This window comes from Neorhizobium sp. T25_13 (assembly GCF_002968675.1).
Classification (GTDB): Bacteria; Pseudomonadota; Alphaproteobacteria; order Rhizobiales; family Rhizobiaceae; genus Neorhizobium; species Neorhizobium tomejilense.
Window position 1 is genome coordinate 1 of sequence record NZ_PVBI01000027.1, and the last position, 25,653, is coordinate 25,653.

19 protein-coding genes and 1 tRNA gene are annotated in these 25,653 nt (G+C 57.1%); 14 read left to right on the top strand and 6 right to left on the bottom strand.

What is annotated here, in order from left to right; translation table 11 throughout:
• Window positions 1-49 precede the first annotated feature (49 nt).
• A tRNA-Met gene (locus C5J22_RS29935) sits at window positions 50-126 on the top strand.
• Here C5J22_RS29935 and C5J22_RS29940 read toward each other — a convergent pair.
• Entirely contained in the window at window positions 83-1,813 is a 1,731-nt protein-coding gene (locus C5J22_RS29940) for a recombinase family protein (RefSeq protein WP_105441245.1), read from the bottom strand. The two genes, C5J22_RS29935 and C5J22_RS29940, sit on opposite strands and share 44 nt — an antisense overlap.
• A 12-nt stretch (window positions 1,814-1,825) precedes the next feature.
• Entirely contained in the window at window positions 1,826-2,020 is a 195-nt protein-coding gene (locus tag C5J22_RS29945) for a hypothetical protein (protein WP_105441226.1), read from the bottom strand.
• Between the two features lie 600 nt (window positions 2,021-2,620).
• Between C5J22_RS29945 and C5J22_RS29950 the strand changes: the two genes are divergently transcribed.
• The 3 genes from C5J22_RS29950 to C5J22_RS29960 all read left to right on the top strand — a co-directional run bounded on the left by C5J22_RS29950 (window position 2,621) and on the right by C5J22_RS29960 (window position 6,000).
• Window positions 2,621-4,852 carry a ParB/RepB/Spo0J family partition protein gene (locus C5J22_RS29950; RefSeq protein ID WP_105441227.1) on the top strand — a complete coding sequence of 744 codons (2,232 nt, stop codon included), beginning with the start codon at window positions 2,621-2,623 and terminating at the stop codon, window positions 4,850-4,852.
• Between the two features lie 291 nt (window positions 4,853-5,143).
• Window positions 5,144-5,560: a hypothetical protein gene (locus C5J22_RS29955; RefSeq protein ID WP_105441228.1), complete on the top strand. Its 417-nt coding sequence runs from the start codon at window positions 5,144-5,146 to the stop codon at window positions 5,558-5,560.
• Between the two features lie 143 nt (window positions 5,561-5,703).
• Window positions 5,704-6,000 (top strand): hypothetical protein, encoded by a 297-nt coding sequence (locus C5J22_RS29960; protein ID WP_105441246.1) that lies wholly within the window; start codon window positions 5,704-5,706, stop codon window positions 5,998-6,000.
• Between the two features lie 444 nt (window positions 6,001-6,444).
• Here C5J22_RS29960 and C5J22_RS29965 read toward each other — a convergent pair whose 3' ends face one another.
• Both C5J22_RS29965 and C5J22_RS29970 read right to left on the bottom strand, forming a co-directional pair.
• A complete protein-coding gene (locus C5J22_RS29965) occupies window positions 6,445-7,245 on the bottom strand; it encodes a hypothetical protein (RefSeq protein ID WP_105441229.1) in 801 nt (266 codons plus the stop codon).
• 56 nt (window positions 7,246-7,301) lie between these two features.
• On the bottom strand, window positions 7,302-8,282 hold the full coding sequence (locus tag C5J22_RS29970; protein ID WP_172746825.1) for a Tat pathway signal protein: 981 nt from the start codon (window positions 8,280-8,282) through the stop codon (window positions 7,302-7,304).
• 465 nt (window positions 8,283-8,747) lie between these two features.
• Between C5J22_RS29970 and C5J22_RS29975 the strand changes: the two genes are divergently transcribed.
• From C5J22_RS29975 to C5J22_RS30020, 10 genes are all read left to right on the top strand, one after another.
• Window positions 8,748-9,896, top strand: coding sequence for a hypothetical protein (locus C5J22_RS29975; RefSeq protein ID WP_172746826.1), 1,149 nt, complete (start codon window positions 8,748-8,750; stop codon window positions 9,894-9,896).
• A gap of 213 nt (window positions 9,897-10,109) precedes the next feature.
• On the top strand, window positions 10,110-10,727 hold the full coding sequence (locus tag C5J22_RS29980) for a type IV toxin-antitoxin system AbiEi family antitoxin domain-containing protein (RefSeq protein WP_105441232.1): 618 nt from the start codon (window positions 10,110-10,112) through the stop codon (window positions 10,725-10,727).
• The gene (locus tag C5J22_RS29985; protein WP_105441233.1) at window positions 10,720-11,589 is read left to right on the top strand and encodes a nucleotidyl transferase AbiEii/AbiGii toxin family protein; all 870 of its coding nucleotides are present in this window, start codon (window positions 10,720-10,722) and stop codon (window positions 11,587-11,589) included. Before C5J22_RS29980 ends, C5J22_RS29985 begins: the two co-directional genes overlap by 8 nt.
• 270 nt (window positions 11,590-11,859) lie before the next feature.
• On the top strand, window positions 11,860-12,678 hold the full coding sequence (locus C5J22_RS29990; RefSeq protein WP_172746827.1) for a BTAD domain-containing putative transcriptional regulator: 819 nt from the start codon (window positions 11,860-11,862) through the stop codon (window positions 12,676-12,678).
• A gap of 105 nt (window positions 12,679-12,783) precedes the next feature.
• The gene (locus C5J22_RS29995; RefSeq protein ID WP_105441235.1) at window positions 12,784-13,398 is read left to right on the top strand and encodes a DUF6008 family protein; all 615 of its coding nucleotides are present in this window, start codon (window positions 12,784-12,786) and stop codon (window positions 13,396-13,398) included.
• A 588-nt stretch (window positions 13,399-13,986) separates the two neighbouring features.
• The gene (locus tag C5J22_RS30000) at window positions 13,987-15,021 is read left to right on the top strand and encodes a DUF1702 family protein (protein WP_256386188.1); all 1,035 of its coding nucleotides are present in this window, start codon (window positions 13,987-13,989) and stop codon (window positions 15,019-15,021) included.
• Window positions 15,018-16,925, top strand: a complete 1,908-nt coding sequence (locus C5J22_RS30005; protein ID WP_172746829.1) for a CRTAC1 family protein — start codon at window positions 15,018-15,020, stop codon at window positions 16,923-16,925. Before C5J22_RS30000 ends, C5J22_RS30005 begins: the two co-directional genes overlap by 4 nt.
• Window positions 16,922-17,959, top strand: a complete 1,038-nt coding sequence (locus tag C5J22_RS30010; protein ID WP_205837245.1) for a hypothetical protein — start codon at window positions 16,922-16,924, stop codon at window positions 17,957-17,959. The genes C5J22_RS30005 and C5J22_RS30010 overlap by 4 nt, the downstream gene beginning before the upstream one ends.
• A gap of 103 nt (window positions 17,960-18,062) precedes the next feature.
• A complete protein-coding gene (locus C5J22_RS30015) occupies window positions 18,063-23,723 on the top strand; it encodes a type I polyketide synthase (RefSeq protein ID WP_105441237.1) in 5,661 nt (1,886 codons plus the stop codon).
• Window positions 23,720-24,214 (top strand): thioesterase family protein, encoded by a 495-nt coding sequence (locus C5J22_RS30020; RefSeq protein WP_172746830.1) that lies wholly within the window; start codon window positions 23,720-23,722, stop codon window positions 24,212-24,214. Before C5J22_RS30015 ends, C5J22_RS30020 begins: the two co-directional genes overlap by 4 nt.
• 99 nt (window positions 24,215-24,313) lie before the next feature.
• Here the strand turns inward: C5J22_RS30020 and C5J22_RS30025 are convergent, their stop codons facing one another.
• Window positions 24,314-24,661, bottom strand: coding sequence for a VOC family protein (locus C5J22_RS30025; RefSeq protein ID WP_105441238.1), 348 nt, complete (start codon window positions 24,659-24,661; stop codon window positions 24,314-24,316).
• 38 nt (window positions 24,662-24,699) lie between these two features.
• Window positions 24,700-25,647 (bottom strand): hypothetical protein, encoded by a 948-nt coding sequence (locus C5J22_RS30030; RefSeq protein ID WP_172746831.1) that lies wholly within the window; start codon window positions 25,645-25,647, stop codon window positions 24,700-24,702.
• Window positions 25,648-25,653 lie beyond the last annotated feature (6 nt).

The window sequence follows — 25,653 nt, forward strand, 5'->3', positions numbered from 1 at the left end:
GCCAAGCAGTTTACGCACCGCGATAAATCCCGCAGGGATTTACGCTTAACGCGGGGTGGAGCAGCCCGGTAGCTCGTCAGGCTCATAACCTGAAGGCCGCAGGTTCAAATCCTGCCCCCGCAACCAACGATACCTGCGATCCCAACAAAGTCCCCTCGTGGGGCTTTTTGCGTTTTTGTCCTTCAATCGTCCTGGCTCTGCTCATCAGTTCTTCAAGGATTGTCCTCTCGTTGAGAAACTCGGGTTTCCTTTTGCCAGATGCGAAGGTGAGGATCGCGGCAAGATCGCCGCGCAGCACGATCACCAGTTCCTCACCATCCGGAACAAGCTCGACGCGGCTGACCAGCGTGCGGAGCTTGTCGGCCGCCAGTCCCCGCGTTTCCTCGTTGCCAAGCTGGTCGTGGAGAGCAGCGATCTCCTCATGATAATACTTCGCCAAATTGGGATGCAGCAGGGGAGGCGGCTCTTCCGCACCGTCGAGGAAGCCGATCAGCTCTTTCTTGCGTGCCTCAAGCTTGGTGCTGCGCTCCTTGACCATATCCACCGGCAAAGCATCCTTGAGATAGAGATCGAGGATCTTCTCAAGCTCCCGGTCGATTCGTTTCGTCTCAGTTTGCGCGGCGTCGATGGAAACACGAGCCTCCATTCGCGCCTTGTTCACTTCGCGCGTAAACTCCTCGCAAAATTCCTTGTAGAGTTCGGGTTCCATCAGGTGCTTGTCGAGACCGTTCAGAATGGATGCTTCGAGCGAGTCGCGGCGGATATTGAGCCGGTTGTCGCACGTTCCCTTTGTCCGCGCATTTGTGCAGCCAAGCATGTCCTTCGAAATCATCGAGTAACCGCCACCGCAGCAACCGCATTTGACAAGACCGGTAAACAGGTGTTTTGGCCGGCGGCGTTCGTTCAGGATACGGTTGTCGCTGGGCTGGGTTCCGGGTTCCAGCGCCAGTTGCTCCTGACGCCTCTTCACCGCATCCCAGAGGTTCTGATCGACGATGCGCAGATCCGGCACGTCATTAACGACCCAATCCGTTTCTGGATTGAGACGCGAGACACGTTTGCCCGTATCCGGGTCCTTCAGGTATCGTAGTCGGTTCCAGACCAGTTTCCCGACATAAAGCTCATTGTTGAGAATGCCGGTCCCACGCTTTGGATTGCCGTGGATTGTCGATGGCCCCCATTCGCTGCCTTGTGGCCCTGGCACCCCTTCGCCGTTCAGCACCATGGCGATCGTACGCGATGATTTACCCGCCAGATATTCCGTAAAAATCCGCCGGACGATATTGGCTTCCGGCTCGTTGATGGTGCGCTCACCGCGGTTCGTTTCGCCTGATGGTTCGACGTGGCGCGCGACGTCATAGCCGTAGCAGAGGCCGCCGCCCGATTTACCTTCTTCGACCTTGCCACGCAGGCCACGCCGCGTCTTGTCGGCCAAGTCTTTCAGATAAAGCGCGCCCATCGTGCCCTTGAGGCCGATATGCAATTCGCTGACTTCACCTTCGGAGACCGTAACGATGCTGACGCCGGCAAAGCGCATGCGCTTGTAGAGCCCGGCAATGTCTTCCTGGTCGCGCGAAAGACGGTCGAGCGATTCCGTCAGGATGACGTCGAAGCGCCGCTTCAGTCCGTCCGCTATCAGTTCCTGAATGCCCGGCCGGATCAGAGAGGCGCCGGATATGGCGCGATCCGTATAACTGTCGACGATTGCCCAGCCTTCACGCTCGGCGCGCGTGCGGCAAATGCGAAGCTGGTCTTCAATGGAGGCGTCGCGCTGATTGTCGGATGAATAGCGGGCGTAGAGTGCGGCCTTCATGACATGGCCTCCCTATTTGAGGAGGCGTTCGCGGGTGGCGCGCTCCTGTTCGGCTTCGACGAATTTACGGGCTGCCTGTCGCGCAAGCAAGCGGACAAGTTCCCGGAGGCGGGGATCGGGCTTTGAAGGGTCGTAGATCGGCATGTCGTCGGCGGGTGCGAGAACGACCCGCACGCTGTTTGCCGCTGTCCCTTTCCGCTTTGCCACAACACTATCCTCGCCCCTGAGCGGACCATTCCGCTCCGGGCAAAGACTGGGCCGGCAACCGGCGTATTTGAATGCGAAATCGCGGGAATGACAGCGACCTCCAGCGTAAAGTACCGTTCCCTTGTCGCAGCGCCATGGACTTGACCGCAGATCATGCGGCGGAAACAGAGGGCATTGGCGTAAGAATACTTGAATTTTGCGGCGGGCGAATCCCCCTGCGAGTAGAATTATTTTGCGTTCTTCCTCCTCACGACCGGCCCCGTGTCTTTGCCTGGTCATGATCCTGCACTTTCCAATGAACACAAGGAGAGCTTCGCTCGCTTTGCCCTGATCGGCTGCGGCCAAGCCTTGCCGACCCGTAGGGAGCCAAGGGAAACTTTTCCCCTTGCTCCCCACAAACGCCGCCTGCGCATGGCAGGGCCGCCCGCTCGCAAGCCGGTGCGATAGCAGTCAATGTCCAGACAGTCCGATCCGTCCCACTCGCCGCGCAGCCCGGCGATGCTCGCCGGCATTTGCCCCCTCCATCCCCGCGCGCTCACGCGCCCCCGGGAGGCATGTCGGGGACATGCCTCCGGCAGTAACGGAAAAAGGATTGGAACAATGGCAAGGACACAGAAGAAGGCCGTCACGGTTGTGACGGCGGAAGTGGTAGAAGTGACGGCAGCAAATGCGGAAATCCGCAGCATCGGGGAAGCCGTAGTGGATGTGGTTGCTGCGCTGCCAGCACCGGAAGTCATAAGCGGCGCAGAACTCTTCGTTCCCCTCGACAAGCTCAGGAAGTCACCGCGCAATGCGAGGAAGACCCCGCACAGCGAGGCACATATCGAGGCGCTTGCGGCCAGCATCGCTGCCAAGGGCATGCTGCAAAACCTCGTGGTGGAACCGGAGGCAGACGCAGTGGGCGAACCGACCGGCTTCTATCTCGTGACGGTCGGTGAAGGCCGCAGGCTGGCACATCTGCTGCGCGTCAAGCGCAAGCAGATCAGGAAGACAGAAGTCATCCGGTGCGTTCTGGACACCGCGAACGATCCGCAGGAAATCAGCCTTGACGAGAACGTCACCCGCGAAGCGATGCACCCGGCTGACCAGTTCGAGGCGTTCCGCGAGCTCGCCGAACATCGCGGATGGGGAGCGGAGGAAATCGCCGCCCGCTTTGGTGTGACGGCGCATGTGGTGAAGCAGCGGATGCGTCTTGGCGCGGTCAACCCGAAACTGATGCAGGTCTATCGCGACGGCGATCTGACGCTGGACCAGCTGATGGCCTTTGCTGTCACCGACGACCATGAACGGCAGGAGCAGGTTTACGCCGGTCTTAGCTATAACCGTGAGCCGTGGATCATTCGCCGCGACCTGACACGGACGCATGTGCAGGCGAACGACCGCAAGGCAATATTTGTCGGCCCTGACAACTATACCGAAGCGGGCGGCAGCATCATCCGTGACCTCTTTACCGAGGATCGCGGCGGATATTTTGACGATCCAGCACTTCTGGACCAGCTTGTCATCGCCAAGCTGGAAAGCATTGCCGCAGACCTCAAAGAAGCGGAAGGCTGGAAATGGGTGGAGGTATTCATCGATTTCCCGCATGCCCACGGCTTGCGGCGTGCCTACCCACAAACGGTGGAGCTTTCCGAGGAAGACGAAGCCGCCTATGCCGCAGCGAGGCAGGAATTCGATGACTTGACGGCGGAATGGGAGAATAGCGACGACGACTTGCCGCCCGATGTGGACAAACGTTTTGCCGAGCTTAAAGCCGAGATCGAGCGGATCGACGCGATGCGCGAAGGTCATGATCCCGACGACATCAGCCGGGGCGGCGTCTTCGTGACGCTGAACCATGACGGAACGGCCCGCATCGAGCGCGGCTTCATCCGCCCGGAGGATGAAAAGCCGGAACCGGAACAGGTGGATGCCGCAGGCGTCATCAATGGCGTCCGCGTCGATGAAGACGGGGAAGTTATCGAAGACGACGAGCGTGACGAGGTGGGCAACCATGTATCCGGCCTTGCGTCGCAGGAAGAGGAGGACGGCGATGCGGGCCAGCCGCTCACCGATCTTCTCACCCGCGACCTGACGGCGCAGCGGACGCTTGGCCTTCGCCTCGCGCTTGGAGAGCAGCCGGATATCGCTCTGATTGCTGTCACTCATGCCCTCGCCTCACAGACGTTCTATCGCAGCGTGGACGCTCATGCCCTCGAAATCCGGCCCACCAGTCCGCACCTTTGCGGGCATGCGGACGGTATCGAGGACACAGCGGCGGCGAAGATGCTGGCGGATCGTCATGCCGGATGGGCGGCAGATATGCCGCAGAACGTGGGCGAACTCTGGGACTTCATCGCCGGGCTGGATCAGGTGAGCGTCATGACGTTGTTCGCCCATTGCGCCTCGCTGACCGTCAATGCCCTCAAGCTGCCATCGGAGCAAAGGCCGCGTGCGCAGCGGACCGCCGACAAGCTGGCGACGGCGCTTGTGTTGGATATGAACCAGCACTGGACGCCAACCGTTCAGACTTACTTCGGACGCGTCACCAAGGCGCATATTCTCGCAGCCGTACGGGAAGCAGTAGGCGACGAGGCAGCGGATCGCATCGCGGCTATGAAGAAGCAGCCAATGGCGGAAGCCGCAGAGCAGTTGCTCGCCGGTACCGAATGGTTGCCGCCACTGCTGCGCACCGAGCGCACCAGATCGCAGAAGGCAGCGGATGCAGTTGTGGAAACCTCGGAAGCTGTCGACCTTGAACCGGAAGCACCGACCTCCGACACGGCAGACTATAGTGTTGAAGAAAGCTGCGCGGAGGTTGATGGCGCAACCTTCCACATTGCCGCCGAGTGAACCGCCATAGCCGGAGCCGCGCAAGCGGTTCCGGCCTGTTCCCGACAGCCCCCGAGGAAATTTCCGGCCGCGCCGATTAGGGGCGGCCGGAACCTCGACCGGATCACAGGAACCACGACAATGAAAACCACTCCGAGCAGCGGCCAATGCTGGCCCGCATCATTGAACCCCGGCTCGGCATCCACACGATCGCCGGCCATGCCGGAATGATCGTCGCCCGAGCACAGTCCGGCGTGTTTATGATGATGACGCGCCGGATCGACCATGCACAGAAAGAAAGGGAGTCCGTAGATGGTTCCGCTGACAATGTTGTCCGTTATGCTGATCGGCGTAATGTGCGCGCTTGCCTATACGCTGGCGACTTACGCTCTGCCGGTCCTGTTCGCTGTCACCGTGACGCGCCTTGCCTTCGCGACGGGCGCCGGATTTGTCGGCGCGGTCCTCATCGGACTGTTCGCAGGCGTGGCGGCTTACGGCTTTCTGGTCTACCTCTTTGCGACGCTACGCTCATCCAACCTGCGCCTTGCGATTGCCCTGATATTCGCGATTCCCGCCGCCATCGCAGGCTATGCTCTCGTGCATGGCATCACCCGCGAAGTCATTCCTTCCGAAATCTGGCGACAAACCTTCTGTGTAGTTGGCGGCATATTTGTCGGCTTGTCCGCACTTTCGAAGCTGGCCAATCCGTCACGGCTCCATGAACGATGAAATGTCCCGGAAGCTCGACCAGCGCGCATGGGGCGACGGTGGCACTGTAGAATCCTACAGTTTTAGAGCCGGAACTCAGGGGTTAGGTTGGTGTCGTCGTTCATGAAATCCGGGAAACCGGGCGTGGTATGTTGGAGGAAATCGTGTCTCAGGAACCGTCTTTTACTTTTTACACCTATTCAGCAGCCACAGAGCCCGAGGAACAACGGTGGGCCTACACAGGCATTCCAGATAATTTTTTTGGCGACGTTCATTCAGCGCGAGCAGCTGTTCTGGAACTTCGAAATGATGTCATCGACGATCCGGATGGAGAGTGGCCGCGCATGCATATCGAGAAGATCGAGACGCTCCCCGTGTCGAAAGATACGCTGCTCGCATTTCTCAATGATGGTGTTGGTGCGTTTATCAAGCGCTACGAGATCGTGGAAACCATCGATTAACGGCAATTTCCACATTGCTCGCAATGGAATGATGTGCGCCGAAAGGGTGGATATGGCGTCCCCTTCGGGACGCGTACTACTCGCTGCTTGCGGCAACTCCCGAAGCCCCTCGCGGGTCTTCGCCTTCGGTAACGACCGCTGACGAAGGGATGGCGGCGGTGGGTATCTCGCGAGGATGCCAGCCACGTTTACGAAACCAGACCGTGGCCTGTTTAGTTGAGGTCCGGCGCCGGACGAGGGAGTATCAATTCTCGGCATCCACCTCGACCATGCCCCGCGTCGCGATGACCCGAGTGAAAGGCCCCGACCGTCCAGCTTGACCGAGAGATGGGGGATGGCCCTGCTGTGACAGAACCCACGCGCGGCGAATTCGTTGCTCTGGGCAAATACGAAGGTGAAAGTCGCGTCCGTTACTGTTTTCACCGAATGGGGAACGGGGCGGTTTCATCGACCTGACGTTGAGGGCGAGCGTGCTCTTCTCAAGGGAGCCAGCAAAGCCGTTTGTGTTCCGGCGTGCAAATTTGACCCCCTTGTCGGGGTATTTGCCGTCGTCCGCCCGGACTTGATCACCTTGTCGCCTAGCGCTACGCGTGCCATGCGCTTCGGCACGACATCAAGGCCGTAGACGGAGCGATCATATCCACGCAAGCGGATGCGCGCGAGCGCGCAATCGCCCGCAGCACCAAGATGGCTCCTAAGCAGTGTTCCTGCCTCGTTGAGGGTTGTGTTGTTGTCGTCATAGGGACCGGGTTGCACGATCGTGTCACCGATCTCGCCCGCGTTTCCATTGAGCACATGCCAGTTGGACAGGATACAGGGCGATCCTGTGGTACGATCGAAGACGACGAGGCCGACCGTGCCCGCAGTTTCGGCGATATGGGCGACGCTGATTCCGGGACGGAGTGGATCGACACGCTGGCGGCGCAGGTCGAGTTGCTCGGTAGCTACAATCTCATAAGAGGGGCGGTATGACCGCTCTATAACATCAGTGGGAACGGGCTTGCCATCAACCTCGATCGTCTCGGGGATACGATTTGTGGCGAGCGTTTCCAGAGCAGATTCGCCTTTTTGCCCGACCGTGAACTGCAGGCAGATCGGACCGTCACCGTTTTTCAATCCGATACCGACGGAGGTGATGTTGGGATCTTTGAGATAGTCGGCGCCCTTGGCCCGAATATGCCGGCGCAGATCGGCCTCGGTGACCTCGGCTGAGGCTTTACCGCTACGTGTTGACTTTCGGGCCATGACTTTCCTCCTCAAAATGGCTCACCCAAGATTTGAACTGCACCAACCCCCCGGGATCAGACTGGGTCGAGAAGCAGATCATAGAAATTGCGAATGACCCGGCATGAGCCGAGCTTCAGAACGATCTCTTCCATGTCGGCAAGATCATGGTCGCCATGACCATGCCCGCCGTGACCGGAGAGGACTTCTTCGCGCACGGCGGCGGTCAGCGCTTCCGGCTGGCCATGGGACCAGCCGTCTTCCAGCTTACCGGTCCAGGTGCCAATCCACGGGATGTCGACGACAGCGTTGACAGCGGCCCATCGGTCGATGCAGGAATCCACCCAGCCATGCAGATACCAGAAGACTGGGTTGACGTGGCTGGAATAGGTGTCGCCGAGATAATCATAGTCGAGCGAATCCCACCGGGTATCGATCCCAATGGTGTCCTCCAGGTTGGGCGACGGCATATAGCCGACGGGTGCGCTCGCCCATCGCATATGCAGGTTGTTGTGAAGCGTCATCTCCAGGAGATTGCCGAGCGCGCCGAGCGACAGTCTGCCGAGATTGGAAGGATTGGTGTAGAAGGCTTCCCACGCGCCGATCGGGTCACGGGCGTATGCGTCGGATTTGACACTGCGTAGGCGTGCGCTCATGCGCGCGTTGGCCGCGGCATCCCGCAACGGATCGGCATAGTCCCAGGCCGGCGGTACAGCGAAGTCTGGGTTCTCGTTCGGTTTTGGAATGCCCGCCCAGACGTCGAGCCGCGGCTCCCCCATTTGCACAAGCAGCTCATTGACCTCGCGGATCATCTGCCGGTGCATGTAGAGAAAGTCCTCACCGGAATAATTGTCCAGAAGGAGTTTTCCGGCCGCGTCGAAAGGTGCCCGGTCATTGGGTGGCGCCCAGCCTTTATCGCGAATGAATTGCTTGACGTCCGACGTCAGCTCAGGATTGTTCCACGCGCCGCGTACGGAATGCCACAGGAAGTGTCGCAGCCGGTGGCGGCGCGACGCGAGCATAGCGACAACCTTTTGCGGCAATGTGCTGATAGTCATTTACCCCCTCCGGTCAGACTACGAACATGCTTTGATATCTGTACTGCCGAGAGGCGGGGGTACCAGCGTGCTAATTAGGTGATGTTGCTACGCCCAACACCGCAGAGGAAAATCCGCGTTCCCGCCCAAAAGCATTGCAGTCTGTAAACCGATTTCTGGTTGTTTAACTGAGTTTTTCGTACGAAGTGAATTCCCCCACGGATACAACCAGAAGTCAAGCGGATTGTTGGCCAAGCTCCTAGTTGATGTGATCCATGATGAGAAAAAACTTTAATTCAAACGCAAGGGAGCAACGAATTGAACATGGAACCCAAAGCTGTACTCCCCGAAGGCTTCGAGATTTCGCGTGAAGACCTATATGAGTAGGTTTGGGCCACTCCGATCAACCATCTGGCCGAAAAGTTCGGGGTATCCGGCTCCTATCTTGCGCGGGTTTGCGGGGCGCTGAATGTGCCACGGCCACCATTGGGATATTGGCAGAAAAAGGCGGTTGGGAAAGCCGATCCGCAACCTGAGTTGCCATCTGCGCTTCCCGGCGATCAACTGATCTGGGCGAAGGACAGGCCGCTTGCCGCCCCTGTTAAAAGAAGTGTTCGGAGAGCCGTAAACGGCACAGGCAAAGGCAAGGCCGACAGAGCCGGACGCCACTCGATACTGATCGGCATGGAGGGGCACTTCCGCAAGACACGCAAAGTCGAAGAGGGTGAATTTCTGAGGCCTTACAAGCAGATTCTACCCGACGTTGTCGTCTCGGAAGACTGCTTGGCTCGAGCGCTCGATCTTGCAAGTGAAATCTACACTGCCCTTGATAAAAAGGGGCATCGCGTCCTGTTCTCGCCACTCGATCAGAAGATGCGTCGCGTCAATGTAGAAGAGCGTGAGGTGCCTGGGAGAGACAGGAAGTATGGGCGCTACTCCACGGGGAGTATATGGTCGCCACATCGGCCGACGATCACCTACGTTGGATCCGTGCCTATCGGTCTTGCACTTACCGAGATGACCGAACGGGCCACCATGCGTTATATGGACGGAAAATACGTTCGCGAGGACAGCAAGGTAGTAAAGTCGGCCAGATCGTGGCAGCTGGCTAATTCCTGGACGACCGAGCAGGACCTTCCCTGCGGACGCTTTCGTTTGATTGCCTATTCGCCTCTCAACGGTGTCGATTGGGTTGAGAGTTGGCAGGAGACTGCGAACAGCTCGATCAGTTCGATGATCGCAGCGTTTGTCCGGAAGCTGGAAAGCTCGAAGGGTGAGCTTGAGGCCCTGATGACTGCCGCCGAAGACGCGGCAGCTCAGCGGCAACGGGAATGGGGGGAAGCGCAGGAACGCTACCGGCGTCAAGATGATCAACGGTGCGTGGAGCAAGCGTTGGCAGAGAGCCAGAAGCAGCTCTCGGACATCATGAACAGGTGGGAGGCCGCGATGTCCGTCGAACGCTTTTTTCAGGAGGCGGAGAGACGTTTGGAGGGCGTGGAGACCGAACGACGTGCCCAGCTCACGGAACGTCTCGCGTTGGCGAGAGCCATGCTCGGTACGCTGGATCCCTTCGGCTATCTTGGAGAGTGGCTGGCACCCGAGGAGCGGTATAAGTCGAAATACAGCCAAACTTGAGCCTCAGGGCATAGATGTGGGTCCCACGGAGATTGGGTCGCATATCTTATGCGGCGCTACTTGATTCGAATGACCATCTGGAGTCCAGGCGCCGCGTTGGATGTATGGTAGGCGCACGATTGAAAAGTTGCGGCTCGCCAGAGCTTCCCTTGATCGTCGGAATTTGATACGAATCCTCGGATAATGCACCCTTAGTTCCGAGCTATCGTATCAATGCCCGAATCTATCTCCCAGCGCCAAATCGCCCACGCCCTCCTGACGGCGCGTGGGATCGCGCGTCTTGTAGAGCTGCGCGACGCTGGCGTAACGGCCGCCACGATGAGCCGCATGAAGCGGGATGGCGAAGTGCTCCGGCTTGCACGGGGCCTTTACCAACTCTCCGACGCGCCGCTCGACGCCAATCATAGCCTGGCTGAGGCCGCCAAACGGGTACCCAAGGGCGTTGTCTGCCTTGTGTCGGCCCTCGCGTTCCACGGCCTGACTGACCAGCTTCCGAAGCAGGTGTGGCTGGCGATAGGTCGGAAGGACTGGGCTCCGAAACCCGACAGCGCGCCTATTCGGATCGTGCGTTTCACCGAAAGGCTGCTCAATGAGAGCGCAGAGACTCATGTCGTCGAGGGTGTGCCCGTAAAGGTCTTTGGGATCGTCAAAACAATCGCGGACTGTTTCCGATATCGCAACAAAATCGGCCTGTCGGTGGCGATCGAAGGCCTCCAGGAAGCGCTCCGCCAGCGCAAGGCCACGCCCGGCGAAATTGCAAGACAGGCCGAGCACGGCGGCGTCTCTACCGTGATCCGGCCGTATCTCGAGGCGCTGACCGCCAATGGCTAAGGAGATCAAGAACATTGGCGCCTCGGTGCGCGCACGCCTGCTGCAACTCGCCAAGGCAAGTGGCCAGAGCTTCGACCTGGTTCTGACACGCTTCGCCCTGGAGCGGCTGCTCTTCCGGCTTAGCCAGTCACGACATGCCGACCGCTTCGTGCTGAAGGGCGCGATGCTGATGATGAGCTGGTTCGATGATCCGCACCGCGGCACCCGCGACCTTGACTTGCTGGGTTTTGGCGATCCGAGCGCAGAGCCGATGCTGGCGACGTTTCGGGAGATCCTGGCGCAGGACGCCGGCGATGGCGTCGAGTTCGACGCTGGCGCACTTCGCGTCGACCGCATTCGCGAAGAGCTGGAATATGGCGGACTCAGGCTGCGGACGACAGCTTCGATCAGCGGCGCCCGGATCAGTCTGACGATCGACATCGGCTTTGGCGATGCACTGGAGCCTGGCGCCGAAGAACTGGACTATCCTTCTATGCTGGCCTTTCCCATGCCCCGGCTGCGGGGTTATGCGCGGGAAACCGTCATTGCCGAGAAATTCCAGGCGATGGTGGCGCTAGGGCGGGCGAATAGCCGGATGAAGGATTTCTACGATATCTGGATTCTCAGCAGGTCTTTTGATTTCAACAATGATAGGTTGGTGCGCGCAATTACCGCCACTTTCGAACGGCGTGAGACGCCGATCCCAACAGTCCTGCCGGATGCTTTAACGGAAGCATTTGCCAAGGATCAGCAAAAGCAACGACAATGGCGAGCGTTTGTTGAAGATGTTGCCCATAATCCGGGTGAATTGATGGTTGTCATCACGGATATCGCCGCATTCCTGATGCCTCATGCCGTTGCAGCCGCGAATCGGGGCAAATGAGCGGCTTGGTGTCAAATGATCACGCAGGCACTTTCTCGGCCCATCAAAGGGAGTGGGGCCGGATTCTGGGAGATGCTTATCTAGGGTTCACTATACTCCCAAAGTGGCTTTGATACGCAGGTGACGGCGAGCTTGAACACTAATCACGCAGACACCTTCTAATATTTCGTGATTTTTCCGTGATTGTTGATATTCAATGATGCTACTATGCAGAGAATTTTATTCGAAGTAGACCAAATAAGCGTTGAATCTGTTTGGGAGCGGGAAGGTATGATAGAAGTATCTCTTCTTGGGTCATTTTCCATAAAGCTTGATGGAAAACGGCTCTATCCGGACCTTGGCCATTCTGGCTTACGGATGGCTGCACACCTATTCGCCTCGCCCGGTAGGTTGCATCGACGGGAAAAGATTGCGGATATGTATTGGCCTGAAATGACGCTTGAGCGATCGCGGGCCGCTCTGAATTCGGCTATCTGGCGACTGCGGAAAATCCTGTGTCAGGATCCGCATAGCAATGGCGGAAAAAATCTGCGTTCCATCGGTGAGAACATTGTTTTCGATCTCGAGCCGTGGATCAAGGTGGACACCGCTATTGTTTCTTTCATAGCGAAGGCCACAACCAACGGGAGGAATACGGCCTCGATTGCGGAGCTACAGCAAGTGATCGATCTTTACACAGGCCCCTTCATGGACGGAGACGACAGTTCGGCGTTTCTGGAAGAGCGTGAGAGACTTCACACATGCTTCGTAGGGGTCGCGTATGAGCTGCTCACACACTATATCGTGCAGGAGGACTACCCTGCCGCGATCGCCATTTGCCGGAAGGTCCTGACGTTCGATCCTTACCGAGAGTATTTCGTTCGGAAGATATTGGGTGCGTTATGTCTCAATGGTCAGCGTGCGGAAGCAGCGAGTTATTTTGAGCGATGGCAGAGGTTGTTGCGTGAGGAAATCGGTGTCGCCCCACTGCCAGAAACGCTCGATTTGCTGCGTATCGTTCGCCATTGCGAAACTTTCGAGGACGTCAACGCGATACGTGCCGTCGTACATGCGAGTAAGCAGAATGCGTTCCTTCAGCACAGCTGGTAGAGTTAGTAAAGTTTGATGAGGTCCATTTGGTCGGGACCATTTGGTGATGGACTAGAATATCGACTGCTGCAGAGTCGCGACAGGACCAACTCTGGAGCAGCGCCCATGTTGACCGTCATTTTTCCAGAATCTAATGGGCCGTCTCGGCTGGTGGTCGCGGCAAGTGCCGTGGCAATCCTGGGGCTGACATTCCAAATCGGCCATTTCGCAGAGCATGCGCTACAATTTGCAATTTGGCTCTTGGGTGATCTTTCGAATATTTGTGGCCGTGACACCCCTTGGATGTCGCCCTGGGTCATGGCGCTTTGCGAGCGGCTCGGCTTGTGGATTGCGCCGGAAGCTCCGTCAGCACGTCAGGTTATGCTCGGCATGGAGGTTCTCCATCTCATTGGCAACAGCATTTTCCTGACGGGTCTGATCTGTCTGTACAAAATAATCCCATCGAAATGGGTTCGCTGGGCCATATATATTGAAACGTTCCATCTGTACGAGCACATCATGTTGGCGGCAACGGCTTTTTTCCTCGGAAAGCCAGTGGGGATGAGCACGTTGTTCGGCGCCACCAGCTTGGTCGACAGCCGAGAATTTGCGGTAGGCGTCCGTGTGTCGTGGCATTTTGCAATGAATCTGCTTCCCATGCCATTCGCAATGCTAGGAATCATGGAATTCGCCCGAGATCACTCGCTCAGAGCGGCGTTGGCGCGTAGCAAGGGGATATGAGCCCTTAGGACAGGCGGCGATGCGCCTTTATCGAGTGCGAAGAAACTCCCGCCCTACCTTGGAAAAAAATCATGAAAAGTCGATCGCAATGTGAACGTGTGTTTATCATCCGGGTTCCGTGCGAAAGTGGGGGCATTTGGCGCCGGGGAAGAGTTGAAGTAAAGGAAATTGCCGTAGCCCGTGCGTTCGATCGTCGGAAGGTGGTGAGCAACATTCCGGCTGCCTTCGATGTAGTTGCGCAGTGGCTGCACAACCCTTCAAGGACCGATGCCTGAGTGTTGTTGACGCCATCCGCTCAATATCGGACGCCGGTCGAAAAGCGGAAATTTCCAATCGGGTGCTTTGACCAATAACGCCACGATACTCAACTCCCTGCGAATATCCGTGATGATCTCGTGACTCTCCAGCAAGTATAGGCGGAGGTTCGAGCAAGAGGCCCGGACACTCGACCGAATTCGGGTCTGCTACTCCTAGTTCTATAATACTGCGGCGGTGGCGCGAGAGCGCAGTCCAGGATCGATAAGTCCGTGCATACACCGCTTGCATTTCGTTTTGACGAAAGAGGACTGTGCGGTGGCAGATCACCTTGTGAACAAGCCAGACGATGACGTTGGAGCCGCTCCTCCAAGTGGATTGACATTCAGTGCAGCCCGCTTCACGCGACGGTTTGCGGGTTTGGGGCTACACGAAGCTCATCTTTCTGTCCGCGGTTTCGAGGCCGTGACTTCCCAAGCTCGAAGCGCGCTGGAAGAAGCGGGAATGGCTTTCGTTCAAGGCTACAACTACACCCTTGGGACTTCAGAGACTGCGGCGATTGGGCAATCATCAAGGATCTGCACTCCACGGCTGCGAGGCTTCTTCATGGAAGGGGCGGCCATGGGCGTTGGCGTTCGGGATGCCATGCCATGGCATATGCTCTCCAAAGCCAAATTGCCCATTTTCCTCACCTCAGCCGCAGTCGAGCATCCCTATCTTACGACTGTTGGCGCCGGGTGGGCCATGGCGCGATTGCCCTGGAGGCGATCCCGGATTTTCCAGAGCCTTGACGGATTGCTTGCGCCTCTCGCTTTCGATGGTTGGGGGTTTCACGACTGCTATTTCCGCCGCGCCGACGTTTTGATGGGTCCGGCGCGTGCGGTGTCACAAATGGCTGGCCCTCTTGGTGTCAGGGCGTGGGACCAAGGGGCGGGCAGGGCGCTTTGGTTTGTATGCGGCGGAAGCATCGATAAAGCCGCCGGGCTGATTGCGACAACGCTTGCGGAACGACGTTCGGATCTTTTTGCGGGATTAGGACTAGCTGTCACATATGCTGGCGGCATTGAACCGTCAGACGCCGAGGCGCTGCTCTCTGCTGCAGGGCCATTCCGTTGGCATGTCGCTCAAGGCGCGGCATTCGCGCTCGAGGCGCACATAAGAGCACGAACAGAGACACCCGACTCGCTGTTGCGCGGGGCAATCCTCACCGGCGTCGATGCGTGTTCGGCTGTGGAAATCGTTCGAGCGGCAATGCCGGCAAGAACGGGCAATTTCGGTGGCGTCACCGCACAGAGTTGGACGCTTTACGAACGGTGGCGCACATGCGTCTCCCATCAATTAGAAAAAGCCGCAGGGGAAACTCGATGAGAGAGGTGTTGCTGCGTCATGCTGGCAGAGCTACGGCGGGGGTCCTCGCCGGGCTACTTATGCTTTCCGCATCAATGGCCCAAATGCCGTTTGGTAGCGTGGTAGGGATTTCTGGTCGCTTCGTCTTCGACCGAATAACGCTCAATCCTGCTAACAAGGATGGATTTCGAACGGTTCGGCCGGTTCATCCTGAGTTCGAGCGGATTGCCGCGTGGATATCATCGGTTGGAGCCTCAGTGGCGATAGGCGACCTGAATGGTGATGGACGTGCCAATGACGCCTGCTTGATTGACCCGCGAAACGATTCGATATCTGTCCTTCCTTTAGGGCGTCCTGTAAACACCGCATTTTCTCCGTTTACACTTTCGACGCCCGCCACCGGATACGACTCTAGCGCCACTGCTCCAATGGGATGCCTGATAGCCGACGCAAATGCTGACGGCCGTGACGACATTGTCATCTACTATTGGGGTCGGTCGCCGGGAATTTTCGAGAACACCGGGCGCATGTCGCCCGACGCTTTCATTTTTCGCGAGATTGTCCCGAATCGGGAGATTTGGTTCACAAATGCCGCTGTCTTTTCCGACATTGACGGTGATGGATTCGGAGACTTCATCTTTGGCAACTACTTCCCGGATGGCTCCGGCGTCCTTGACGCAACCGGACTGCGGCCGGTCGAAATGCAGCATTCGATGTCGCGCGCCTTCAATGGTGGGCGGAACAGATTGCTACTGGGCTCGGGGGCGAAGGACGGATTGTTCGAGTTCAAGGATCGCTCTGACGCCTTTACCAAGGAGATGTCCGACGGCTGGACGCTGGCACTGGGCGCTGCCGACCTCAATCAAGACAATTATCCCGAAATATATGTGGCCAATGACTTCGGCCCCGACCGTTTGCTGCTCAATCGATCGCGGCCCAGCGCGCCGTCCTTCTCCATCATTGAGGGGCGACGAGGCCTCACAGATATTCGCTCGGGCGTTCTCGGACGCGATTCGTTCAAGGGGATGGGGGTGGATTTCGCCGATATCGACGGGGACGGCGGCCTCGACATCTATGTGAGCAACATCGCCCAGGACTATGCGCTGCAGGAGAGTCATTTCCTTTTCCTACATCAACCGGGACAAAATTGGGACGAGGGAATCGCGCCGTACCGAAACGCTGCGGGCGCTCTGAACCTCGCGCGTTCGAGCTGGAGCTGGGATTCAAAGCTGGCCGACATGGATAATGACGGGACATACGAGGCGATGCAGGCAACCGGCTTCATGAAAGGAATACATGATCGTTGGCCCGAGCTGCAAGAGTTGGCCATGGGGAACGATGAGCTACTGAAGTACCCACAGGCCTGGCCGCGCTTTGCGGAGAATGACGGATTGTCGGGCAATCGCGCCGATGCATTCTTCGTCCGCGGTACCGACGACCGGTTTCATGACATCGCTGCACAAATTGGCCTTGACGAACCGAGCATTACACGCGGCATCGCTCTTGCCGACGTTGATGGTGACGGCGACCTCGATTTCGCGCTCGCTCGTCAGTGGGAAGACTCTGTCCTGTTCCTCAACAAAGCGGGTCAGAAGAACCACTCGCTGCTACTGGACCTGCGCTTGACCAACAAGGATGGTTCGACACGGCCGGCTGTTGGTGCAGTGGCCACAGTTGTCTTTCATGACAAGCACGTGCTGTCGGCATTTTCGGATGTGAGCAATGGGCATTCCGGGCACCGTGCGGCGGAAGTCCATCTCGGCCTGGGCGATCGGGTGGCAAGCACAAGAGTGCTGGTCACTTGGCGGACGGAGAGTGGTCGCCAAGAACGGCAATACTGCCTCGCGCCAGGTCGGCATCGATTGGTGCTTGACGAGCCTGGAGACCTGAACAGCGACTGTCCTATGGAGGTAAGTAAGCGATGACCATAGCCATCGACCGCGAGCCGCATTCGCTTCCCACGAAACCGGGCTTGAGCCTTGGGGAGCGGTGGTATATCGACAAACGTCTGAAGGGCTTGGCGCGTTTTGCAGTGGCGATAACCTTTCTTAACATTCTCGGCCATCTGTGGCTTGGTTTTGAGCAATCTTGGATAACGCCTTTCGTTGCACTTGCGGCGGCATATGGCACAGAGCTTGCCGCCGAAACGATGCAGGCACTAGCCGATGGGCGCCGAGCACGATATCTCGGCTCGCCAGGCCACTTGATCTCATTTCTGCTGTCAGCCCATATCAGTGGACTTGCGGTCGGCATGCTACTTTTCGCCGCTGAGCAACTCTTGGTCGTCGCTTTTGGTGCCTCGCTAGCTGTTGCTTCGAAGTGGCTGTTCCGGGTTCGGTTGCCCCTTGGCGACGGCCGCACAAGCCGACATTTTCTAAACCCATCGAATTTTGGTATCACTGTTGTCCTACTGCTCTTCCCGTCGGTTGGAATTGCACCGCCGTACATGTTTGCTTCGAATATCTCCGGCGCGCTCGACTGGGTCCTGCCATTAGTTGTGATATTGACCGGCAGCCTGCTCAACACGAAACTCACCGGGCGCATGCCGCTGATTGGAGCTTGGGTGATAAGTTTCGCCGCGCAGGCGGCGGTCCGCAGCGCAGCGAACGGCACTCCGCTCGAGGCCGGTCTCATGCCGATGACTGGCTTCGCCTTTATCCTCTTTACCTTCTACATGGTGACCGATCCCGCCACGACGCCGGGAAGGCCACGCAATCAGCTCATCTTCGCGATGGCGGTAGCGATTGTGTACGGCATACTAATGCAGCTTCACATCGTCTTTGGTTTGTTCTTTGCCCTCACGCTTGTCACCGCGACGCGTGGAGTATTGTTGATGCTATCTGCAAGAAAGGTGGGGAGGCATCCAAGTTTGATTGTTGCCAACGGAAGAACTGATGAGAAACAGACCCTGACGGCGGGCGATGCATCTCAAGCTGTGCGATTGGCGTCCAATTCGTAGCGGTCACACCTTGGAGCTGTTCGACAGACTTGGCTTCAGTGATTCGGCCCATTGCACCGGGAATCCTCAAATTGCCGAATGGCAGGAAAGTCGAGGAGAGTAAATGAACGTTCGAGAAGCGATTGCTATCTGTTCGCTTTCTTGTCGTTATCCAGACGCGAACACGCCGGCAGAGTTGTGGGCAAATGTGATGGATGGCCGCCGCTCATTCCGGTCGATCCCCCCCGAAAGACTTTCGCTTAGTGCGTACGCGCAGGACATTATCGGCCTAGCAGACTCCATCACTCCCGTGCTTGCTGGCTTGCTAACTAACTGGCATTTTCCTCGCGACGCGTTCCTCATCCCGAAAGGGGCATTCGAGAACACGGATCTCACGCACTGGCTGGCACTTCAACTCGCATCTGAAGCAATTGACTCCTTGGGTGGCGTCGAACGTCTTAACCGGGCGCGGACAGCGGTCGTCGTCGCAAATACACTGACAGGTGAGTTTAGCCGGGCGACACTCCTTCGTTTGCGCCAGCCTTTCCTTGACGAGCTGCTGAATGACGCATTGAGGACGGTTGGAACGCGTCCAGACGAGGTGACACAGATACGAAGCGAATTCACTCGGTTGCTCAAATCCCGGTTCCCAGAACCTAATGAGGACTCGCTTGCCGGCGGTCTTGCCAATACGATCGCCGGAAGGATAGCGAATTATTTCGATCTCAAAGGAGGAGCCTTTACCGTCGATGGCGCCTGTTCCTCCTCACTTCTTGCAATCGCCAATGCTGCTGACCTTCTCCGGAGTAATGCAGTCGATGCGGTGATTACAGGTGCAGTGGATTTGTCTCTTGATCCGTTCGAGCTGGTCGGTTTCTCCCGCAATGGCGCGTTGTCAAGCACGAGAATGCGCGTGTTTGACGCGAGATCTGACGGCTTCTGGCCAGGGGAAGGGGGGGCCTTTAGCGTGCTCATGCGCTTAAAAGACGCCCGCCACATCGAAGCCCCCGTACTTGGCATTATTCGAGGATGGGGCATGTCCACTGATGGTGCAGGCGGTCTAACTCGTCCCGATAGAGATGGGCAGTTGCTCGCGTATCGCCGCGCGCATGAAATGGCAAATACTGATCCACGCGATCTAGCTTACGTTGAGGCACACGGAACTGGAACCCAGGTTGGAGACCCGACGGAGGTCGCAGCGCTCGCCGTGCTCCGCGAAGGAGCGAGGGAACCCTTGGCAATCGGCTCGATCAAAGCGAATATTGGTCATACCAAAGCTGCCGCGGGATTTGCCGGGCTCATCAAGACCGTACTGTCGCTTAAACATGGAATCCTACCGCCGCACGTCGGCTGCGAAGTACCTCACCCAGTGTTTAGCGAAACTGACGACCGCGTTCTCACAATCAGGCAGACTAGTATGTACAATGATGGGCATCAGCCTCTCGCGGCAGTATCGAGCTTTGGCTTCGGTGGTATTAACCTCCACGCGGTTTTAGAAGCGCCGGAGTCCCGAGGAGCGCCCGCAGTATTCGCTATGCCGAAAATACGTGGTGAGCAGGGTGCTGAGTTATTCCTGTTCCACGCAGCCGACGCTGATTCAATGCAAGCTCAGCTGGGTGCACAGCGTTCCGCTGCTCCGAAACTTTCGCTCGCCGCGCTCGGGGACATGGCAGCAATGCTGGCCCGCAACCCCGCGTATGGGCCTGTTCGGCTCGGCTTTGTCGCCCGCGACGCAGACCAGTTGTGCCAACGGCTCGATCAAGCACTCGAGCACTTGTCTAAGGGGGAGATTGCTCCAAACCCTTCCCCACATCTCTTTTTCGGCTCCGGGCGCGAAGCAAAGCCGATCGGTTACTTGTTTTCAGGTCAGTCGGCTCCCGTGCGAAAACCGTCGTCGGTGTGGTTGCAACGCTTTCCCTTCTTGCACCCGCTAGCGGATGCCTTGTCGGTTGAGATTGAGCCGGGTGCAATTGATACTGCGATCGCGCAGCCAGCCATCACTTATGCTAATTTGGCGGCTCTGTCCGTGCTGGATCGGTTTGGGATTACAGCGGCTGCTGCAGCCGGTCACAGCTTGGGTGAACTGGCGGCTCTCAGCTGGAGTGGGACCCTGGACCGCGTCGACACGCTCAGGCTCGCGGTGCAGCGCGGCGCAATCATGGCTCGCTATGGCAAGGTGGGCGGGTCCATGCTTCGCCTTCAACTTGACACGCGCGATTGTGAACAGCTCGCTGCTGGGTTGGCGTGCAATGTCGCCTGCATCAATGGTCGGCGCGAGACCGTGATAGCAGGCTGCGAAGCAGCGATTTCCCAGCTAGTTGATCGGGCGCGGCGAGCTCAAGTAGATTTTCAGATGCTTCGGGTTTCGCACGCGTTCCATAGCCCGGACATGGCTCCAGCAGAGGACCCGTTTCGCGCGGCTCTGAGTACTGTGGCTTTCACCGTTCCGTCGAGGTCAGTGATATCCAGCGTTGATGGAGGAGTTATAGGTTCTGCTACTCCCATTGCAGCAAAATTGCTCCAACAACTCACTGGGCCGGTGAGATTTGTGGCGGCGCTCGACGAAATAGCGAGGCGCTCGGAGCTCATAATTGAAGTCGGCCCTGGCTCTGCACTAACGCGGCTTGCGACAGCTCATGGTCTGCGTGCTCTGACCGTCGATTCCCAGTCTGACGACCTTTCTTCTATGCTGGAGGTTCTCTCAGCCGCTTTTGCCGCCGGGCATGAACTCAATTGTGACGAACTGTTCGGCGAGCGCGGCATCCGAGACTATCAAGGCAGTAAACCAATAGCGCTTCTTTGCAACCCGTGTGGGACACTAGTCAAACCGAAGGACATTGCGACGGTAGTCCCGGTTCTACCTGTTCACGACGCCGATCAAAATGAGCTTCGGCGACAGACACCGACCTCAGAGCGAGTTCTATCTCAGGAGATGCTGCTCGAGACCACGCTCAGAGTTGTGTCGGAAGAGACGGGGTTGCCCACGTCGGCAATCAGTTCCAGCGCAAGGTTTCAATCCGATCTACATCTAAACTCTCTTGCGGTTACAAGAATTGTTGTTACCGTTTGCCGGCAAGTGGGACTGCCGACAATGAGCAGTCCGACCGACTTTGCCGAAGCGACGCCTGCCTTCTTAGCTGCTCAATTGACGGAATTGTCGGAATTTGATGGTGGTGGCAACGATCACCGGCGTGTCACTGGCATCAGGCGATGGGCTGCACCCTATCGTGTCAACTGGCAAGTACGTGAACTGCCGCCGCGGGGCGGCAGCGCTATCGTTTGGTCGCCCGACCCCGACCTGACCCAAAGAATGACGACCTCTGAGCATGGGCTGCTGCTAACGCTGGCAGGGAAACTTGGAGCCGACGAAAGCGTTCGTTTAATCTCGTCCTTGCAACGTATGGCGAGGGTGGGACTAAAACACCTTGCGGTCGTGCATGACCGCCTGCCGATCTCTGCTCTGCTCCGCTCAATTTATCAAGAAGCGGTATTTGAAACGATATTGTTAATTGATCGCAACGGTCAGAATGTCGAGGATGGACGAATTGGCAGCATTTTGGATCGCCGTCTCCCTGGGTTCTCCGAAAGCCGCCTAGGGATCGCATCCACCATCGAGTCGCCGGTATTCGAGCGGCTGCCCTTTGATGGCAGTTGCGCGGTTGGTATGCCGGTAGCTGCTGATATAATCCTTGCAGTGGGTTGCCATCGTGGAATTGGCGCCGAATGTGCGTTCAAGCTCGCGGAACGTGGCGCCAAGCTTATTTTTGTCGGACGCAGCGATCCGAGCGACGCCGGAGTGAGCGCTACATTGACCCTTGCCCTCGAGCGTCAGATCGACGCAACGTACCAGCAGTGCGATGTCACAGATCGATCCGAGGTAATGCGGCTCTCGCAATACCTTGATATGTCAGCCCTGACACCGAGTGTTGTGGCATTTGCACCTGCGGTCAATGAACCAATGCGTTTCAGCTCTCTATCTGGCGACATCATTAGGGCTACTCTTGCCCCAAAAGTGACGGGGCTATCAGTTCTGCTCGATTGTTTTGGTGGGGCGCTGAACAGGCTGATCGCTTTTGGATCTGTTATCGGTCGGATTGGTCTCGAAGGTGAGTGCCACTATGCGCTGGCGAATGCTTTGCAGAGCGAGATTGTTGAAGAATTCGCGCGATCTCATCCCTCTTGCAGTTGCATATCGTTTGAATGGACCGTCTGGAGCGGAGCTGGCATGGGAGAGCGCCTCGGCACTGTGGAAAGATTGGAAGGCAAAGGGGTTGATGCTCTTCCTTTTGACCTTGCACTCGCGACCTTCGAGCAGCACGTTGCTTCAGGCTCCAGGGGTACAATTGCGATAACCGGCCGTTTTGGGCCGCCCCCTGGCCTTGAACTTGGGGGCCTAACTAGACAACCGCTAAGATTTGCCGATCGCATCCTAGTCGATTTTCCGGGAACCGAGCTGGTCGCGGAGACAGAACTCAATCTCGGGCGTGACCCTTATCTTACAGATCATTGTCTTGGAGGACATCCCATCCTGCCAGGAGTAATTGGGCTGGAGGCGATGGCACAAGTGGTTGTTGCGCTGGCCGGAGATCGGTTCACGCAGAGACTGAGCGACGTCATTTTCCATCGACCGATCGTCCTCACCCGAGGGGTATTGAAAATACGCGTCGCAGCTCTCCGCACCGATGATAAACAGGTCGAGGCCGCAGTGTTCACTGAGGAAGACGATTTCCAAGCGCCGTACTTCACAGCATGTTTCAAGTATGCGGCAGAACACGTGGGCGTCGAAGCCGTGAACCCCGGCCCTACCGCCGCGAGCGGCGACGGTGGATCAACTGACGAATTATATGGCCCCCTGCTATTCCAAGGAGAGCGGTTTCGTCGCATCGCGAGGTTAAACCAATGCACGTCGCGAGTTGTTGAGGCGGATCTGGCTGAGGCGGTTGTCGCAAACTGGTTTGGTGCTTTCGAATCTAGTACCTTAATTCTCATCAATCCAGGAATTGCTGATGCGGCGCTGCACGTCCTGCAAACAACAATTCCGCATCGCCGGGTCCTCCCGCTTTCGATCGCAAGCGTAGTATTGACAGAGCGCGCGACCACGGGTTGCAGGCTAGTTGGCCGAGAAAACTGGACTGCCGGTGATATCTATTCCTTCGACGTCATATTGTTTGACGTTCACGGAAACCCAGTCGCTAGCTGGCTGGATGCTCAATTCAAAGCAGTCGACTCACTCGATGTCGTCCCACTCCTGGCAACAGTCCCGAGCCTCTGCAGTGCCTATCTCGAGCGCCTGGCGCGAGAGGAACTAGGTGACGATGCCATACGGCTGAGCTTGATATCGAACGCGGGGATGTCCCGGTCGGAGCGCCGGTGTCGGGCGATTGAAGCACTAGGGCTGAAATGTGACGTTGTTCATCGGGCGGATGGGAAACCGATGCTCGCTTCTGGCGAGGGATTCGTGAATCTCAGCCACTGCACGGATACAAGCCTTGCTATCTATGGATTGAGGCCGGTCGCTTGCGACCTTGCCGCGCTTGATGCGCACTATCCGGATGTTGCGGGGCAGCGCCTCTCGGCAGCGGAATGGGCCGAAGCGGAAGTGCGAAGGAAGCTTGGCGATCCGCGTCCTTTTACTTTGACCGGTGACGGCGCCGATTCGGGAGCGCCGATCGTGATTAGCCGCCTCTTGCACCCGGTTGGGATAGCGATTGCATTGGGTGGATCGTGCAGGGCAAAGAATGACGGTACGAGGCAAACAAAGATGCAAGCCGAGGTGATAGCATGAACGTCTGGGAAAGAACTCAGCCTCAAAGGACGCAAGAGGCGAATGAGGGTCTTGGAGACAAAAGACCTGCCTTTTTGCACCGCCACGTGGTGTCATTTGAGGAAACGAACGTAGTCGGAAATGTCTATTTTTCGAGGCATGTGTCGTGGCAAGGGCGATGCCGGGAAATGTTCTTGAAGAATTACGTGCCAAGTATTCTGGATGAACTCGGTAGAGATTTGAGGCTTGTGACCCGTAAGGTGTCTTGTGAGTATCTTGCGGAACTTCGTGCCTTTGACGAGGTCGAGATGCGAATGCGTCTCGCGTATATTGAGCAACACCGCATCGGCCTCGATTTTGACTATTTCATGATGCGTGGCAGTGTTCCTGGACAGCTAGCGGCGCGTGGTTTCCAGGAAATTGGCTGCATGCGAACTCAAGGTGGGTTGCTGGTCGCCGTATCGCCGCCGAAAGAGATGAGGGACGCGCTTTGCTCTTTTATGACTAGGTAGGCGTGCTTGTTCTTACGAGCCTACCTAGCGAATTCGGCACGCAACGGTGCTGTGGGGGCTAAGATTTTTTGAAAGCCAGCTGGCTCTTTGCAATGCAAATCACGTAAAGTCTGCCGGATTGACGATCTGGATCCAATATCCATCGGGGTCTTTGAAGGTTGGCTCATTGATAGAGCCATCGTTTCCCGAAGGGTAAATACCCTGAGCGCTCAGCTTCTCGATTTGTTGCGGCAGCTCGTCGCAATACAATACGAGCGCGATGGCGGTGTCTTTATACTCAGTTGAGCGATTAGTGGGCGATCCGCGTCGGAGTAGCAGTTCGCTCCCGCCCATTCGTAGCCAAACGCAGCTATCTGACGCCTGCGTCACTTCCCAACCTAACAGCTCGTAGAATGTCTTCGAGCTGTGCAGGTTACTGGCAAAGAGTTCAATGTGGCCAAATTGCATATTTGACCTTCCGTTCAGCTCGATAACGCGAATCGCCCTCAGGGCTCTTCCTCAAACTTGGCATTTGATATTGCCTTGGAGGGAAATTCAGTTTCGCCTGGGTCTAAATAGCACAGAGGAACTAGCCAGCCCAGCTTTATCTGTCCGATAATATGCCCAGTTTGAGCGTTGCGGAGAGGAGCAATTGGTTCCACCGGATTAAACTTGACGCCAAAGGGCGGAAACATTTGTATGCCTTCAGCGAGGAAAACTTCGTTATCACGATAAAAATCCCCTACAGGAGTAATATATGATTTTCCAACGTCTAGGCTCATGCGAGCGGGAAAATCTGTGTTCGGGCTCATTGAGGTGATCTTGCCAGGATTTTGGGCACCGAACATTCCAATCTGCACTTTTCCCAGTCCTTGAATTTCGGCTCCTCCCACACGTATTGCACAACCAATTTCCTGCTCGCGAAGACCATCCGATCGAGTTACAGCCGCGCTTCTGGCAATTATCACCTGGGCTGGCTCCATCTTCATTTCTACGTCCTCGAACTGGCCGAAGATCGTCATCATAGCCGCACACTGACCGGCCATGGCCGTTATTGTTACAAAGTTCTCAAATTTGGGCGCAACGGCCTGATCTGGTTCGATTTGCACCGAAGCCACCGTCCTCCCTGACGCTCTGTCTTGAACGGAAATGTAGCTCAAACCCTCGACAATATTCCTTTCCTGGGCGCGGGAATAAGACCAACTGCCAGTACGCTTCCCAGGTTCAAGCTCCCAAAGGGCGTCTGTTTTCCAACCTTTCGGAACAAAGCCGTGCACCATCACTTTGTGTTTCGAAAACTCTTGCGGAAGATCGAAATCAACGACCTTGTCAATTGTGTTTATGCTAAACTTTCCAAGATTAGCGGTTCTTGACTTGCGGAGAGTTGCTGCCGCAGGCATTGCGGTTCGTGGACGTCCGCTCATCGAAATCTGTGGTGCGTAGGTACTAGGCATGACTCT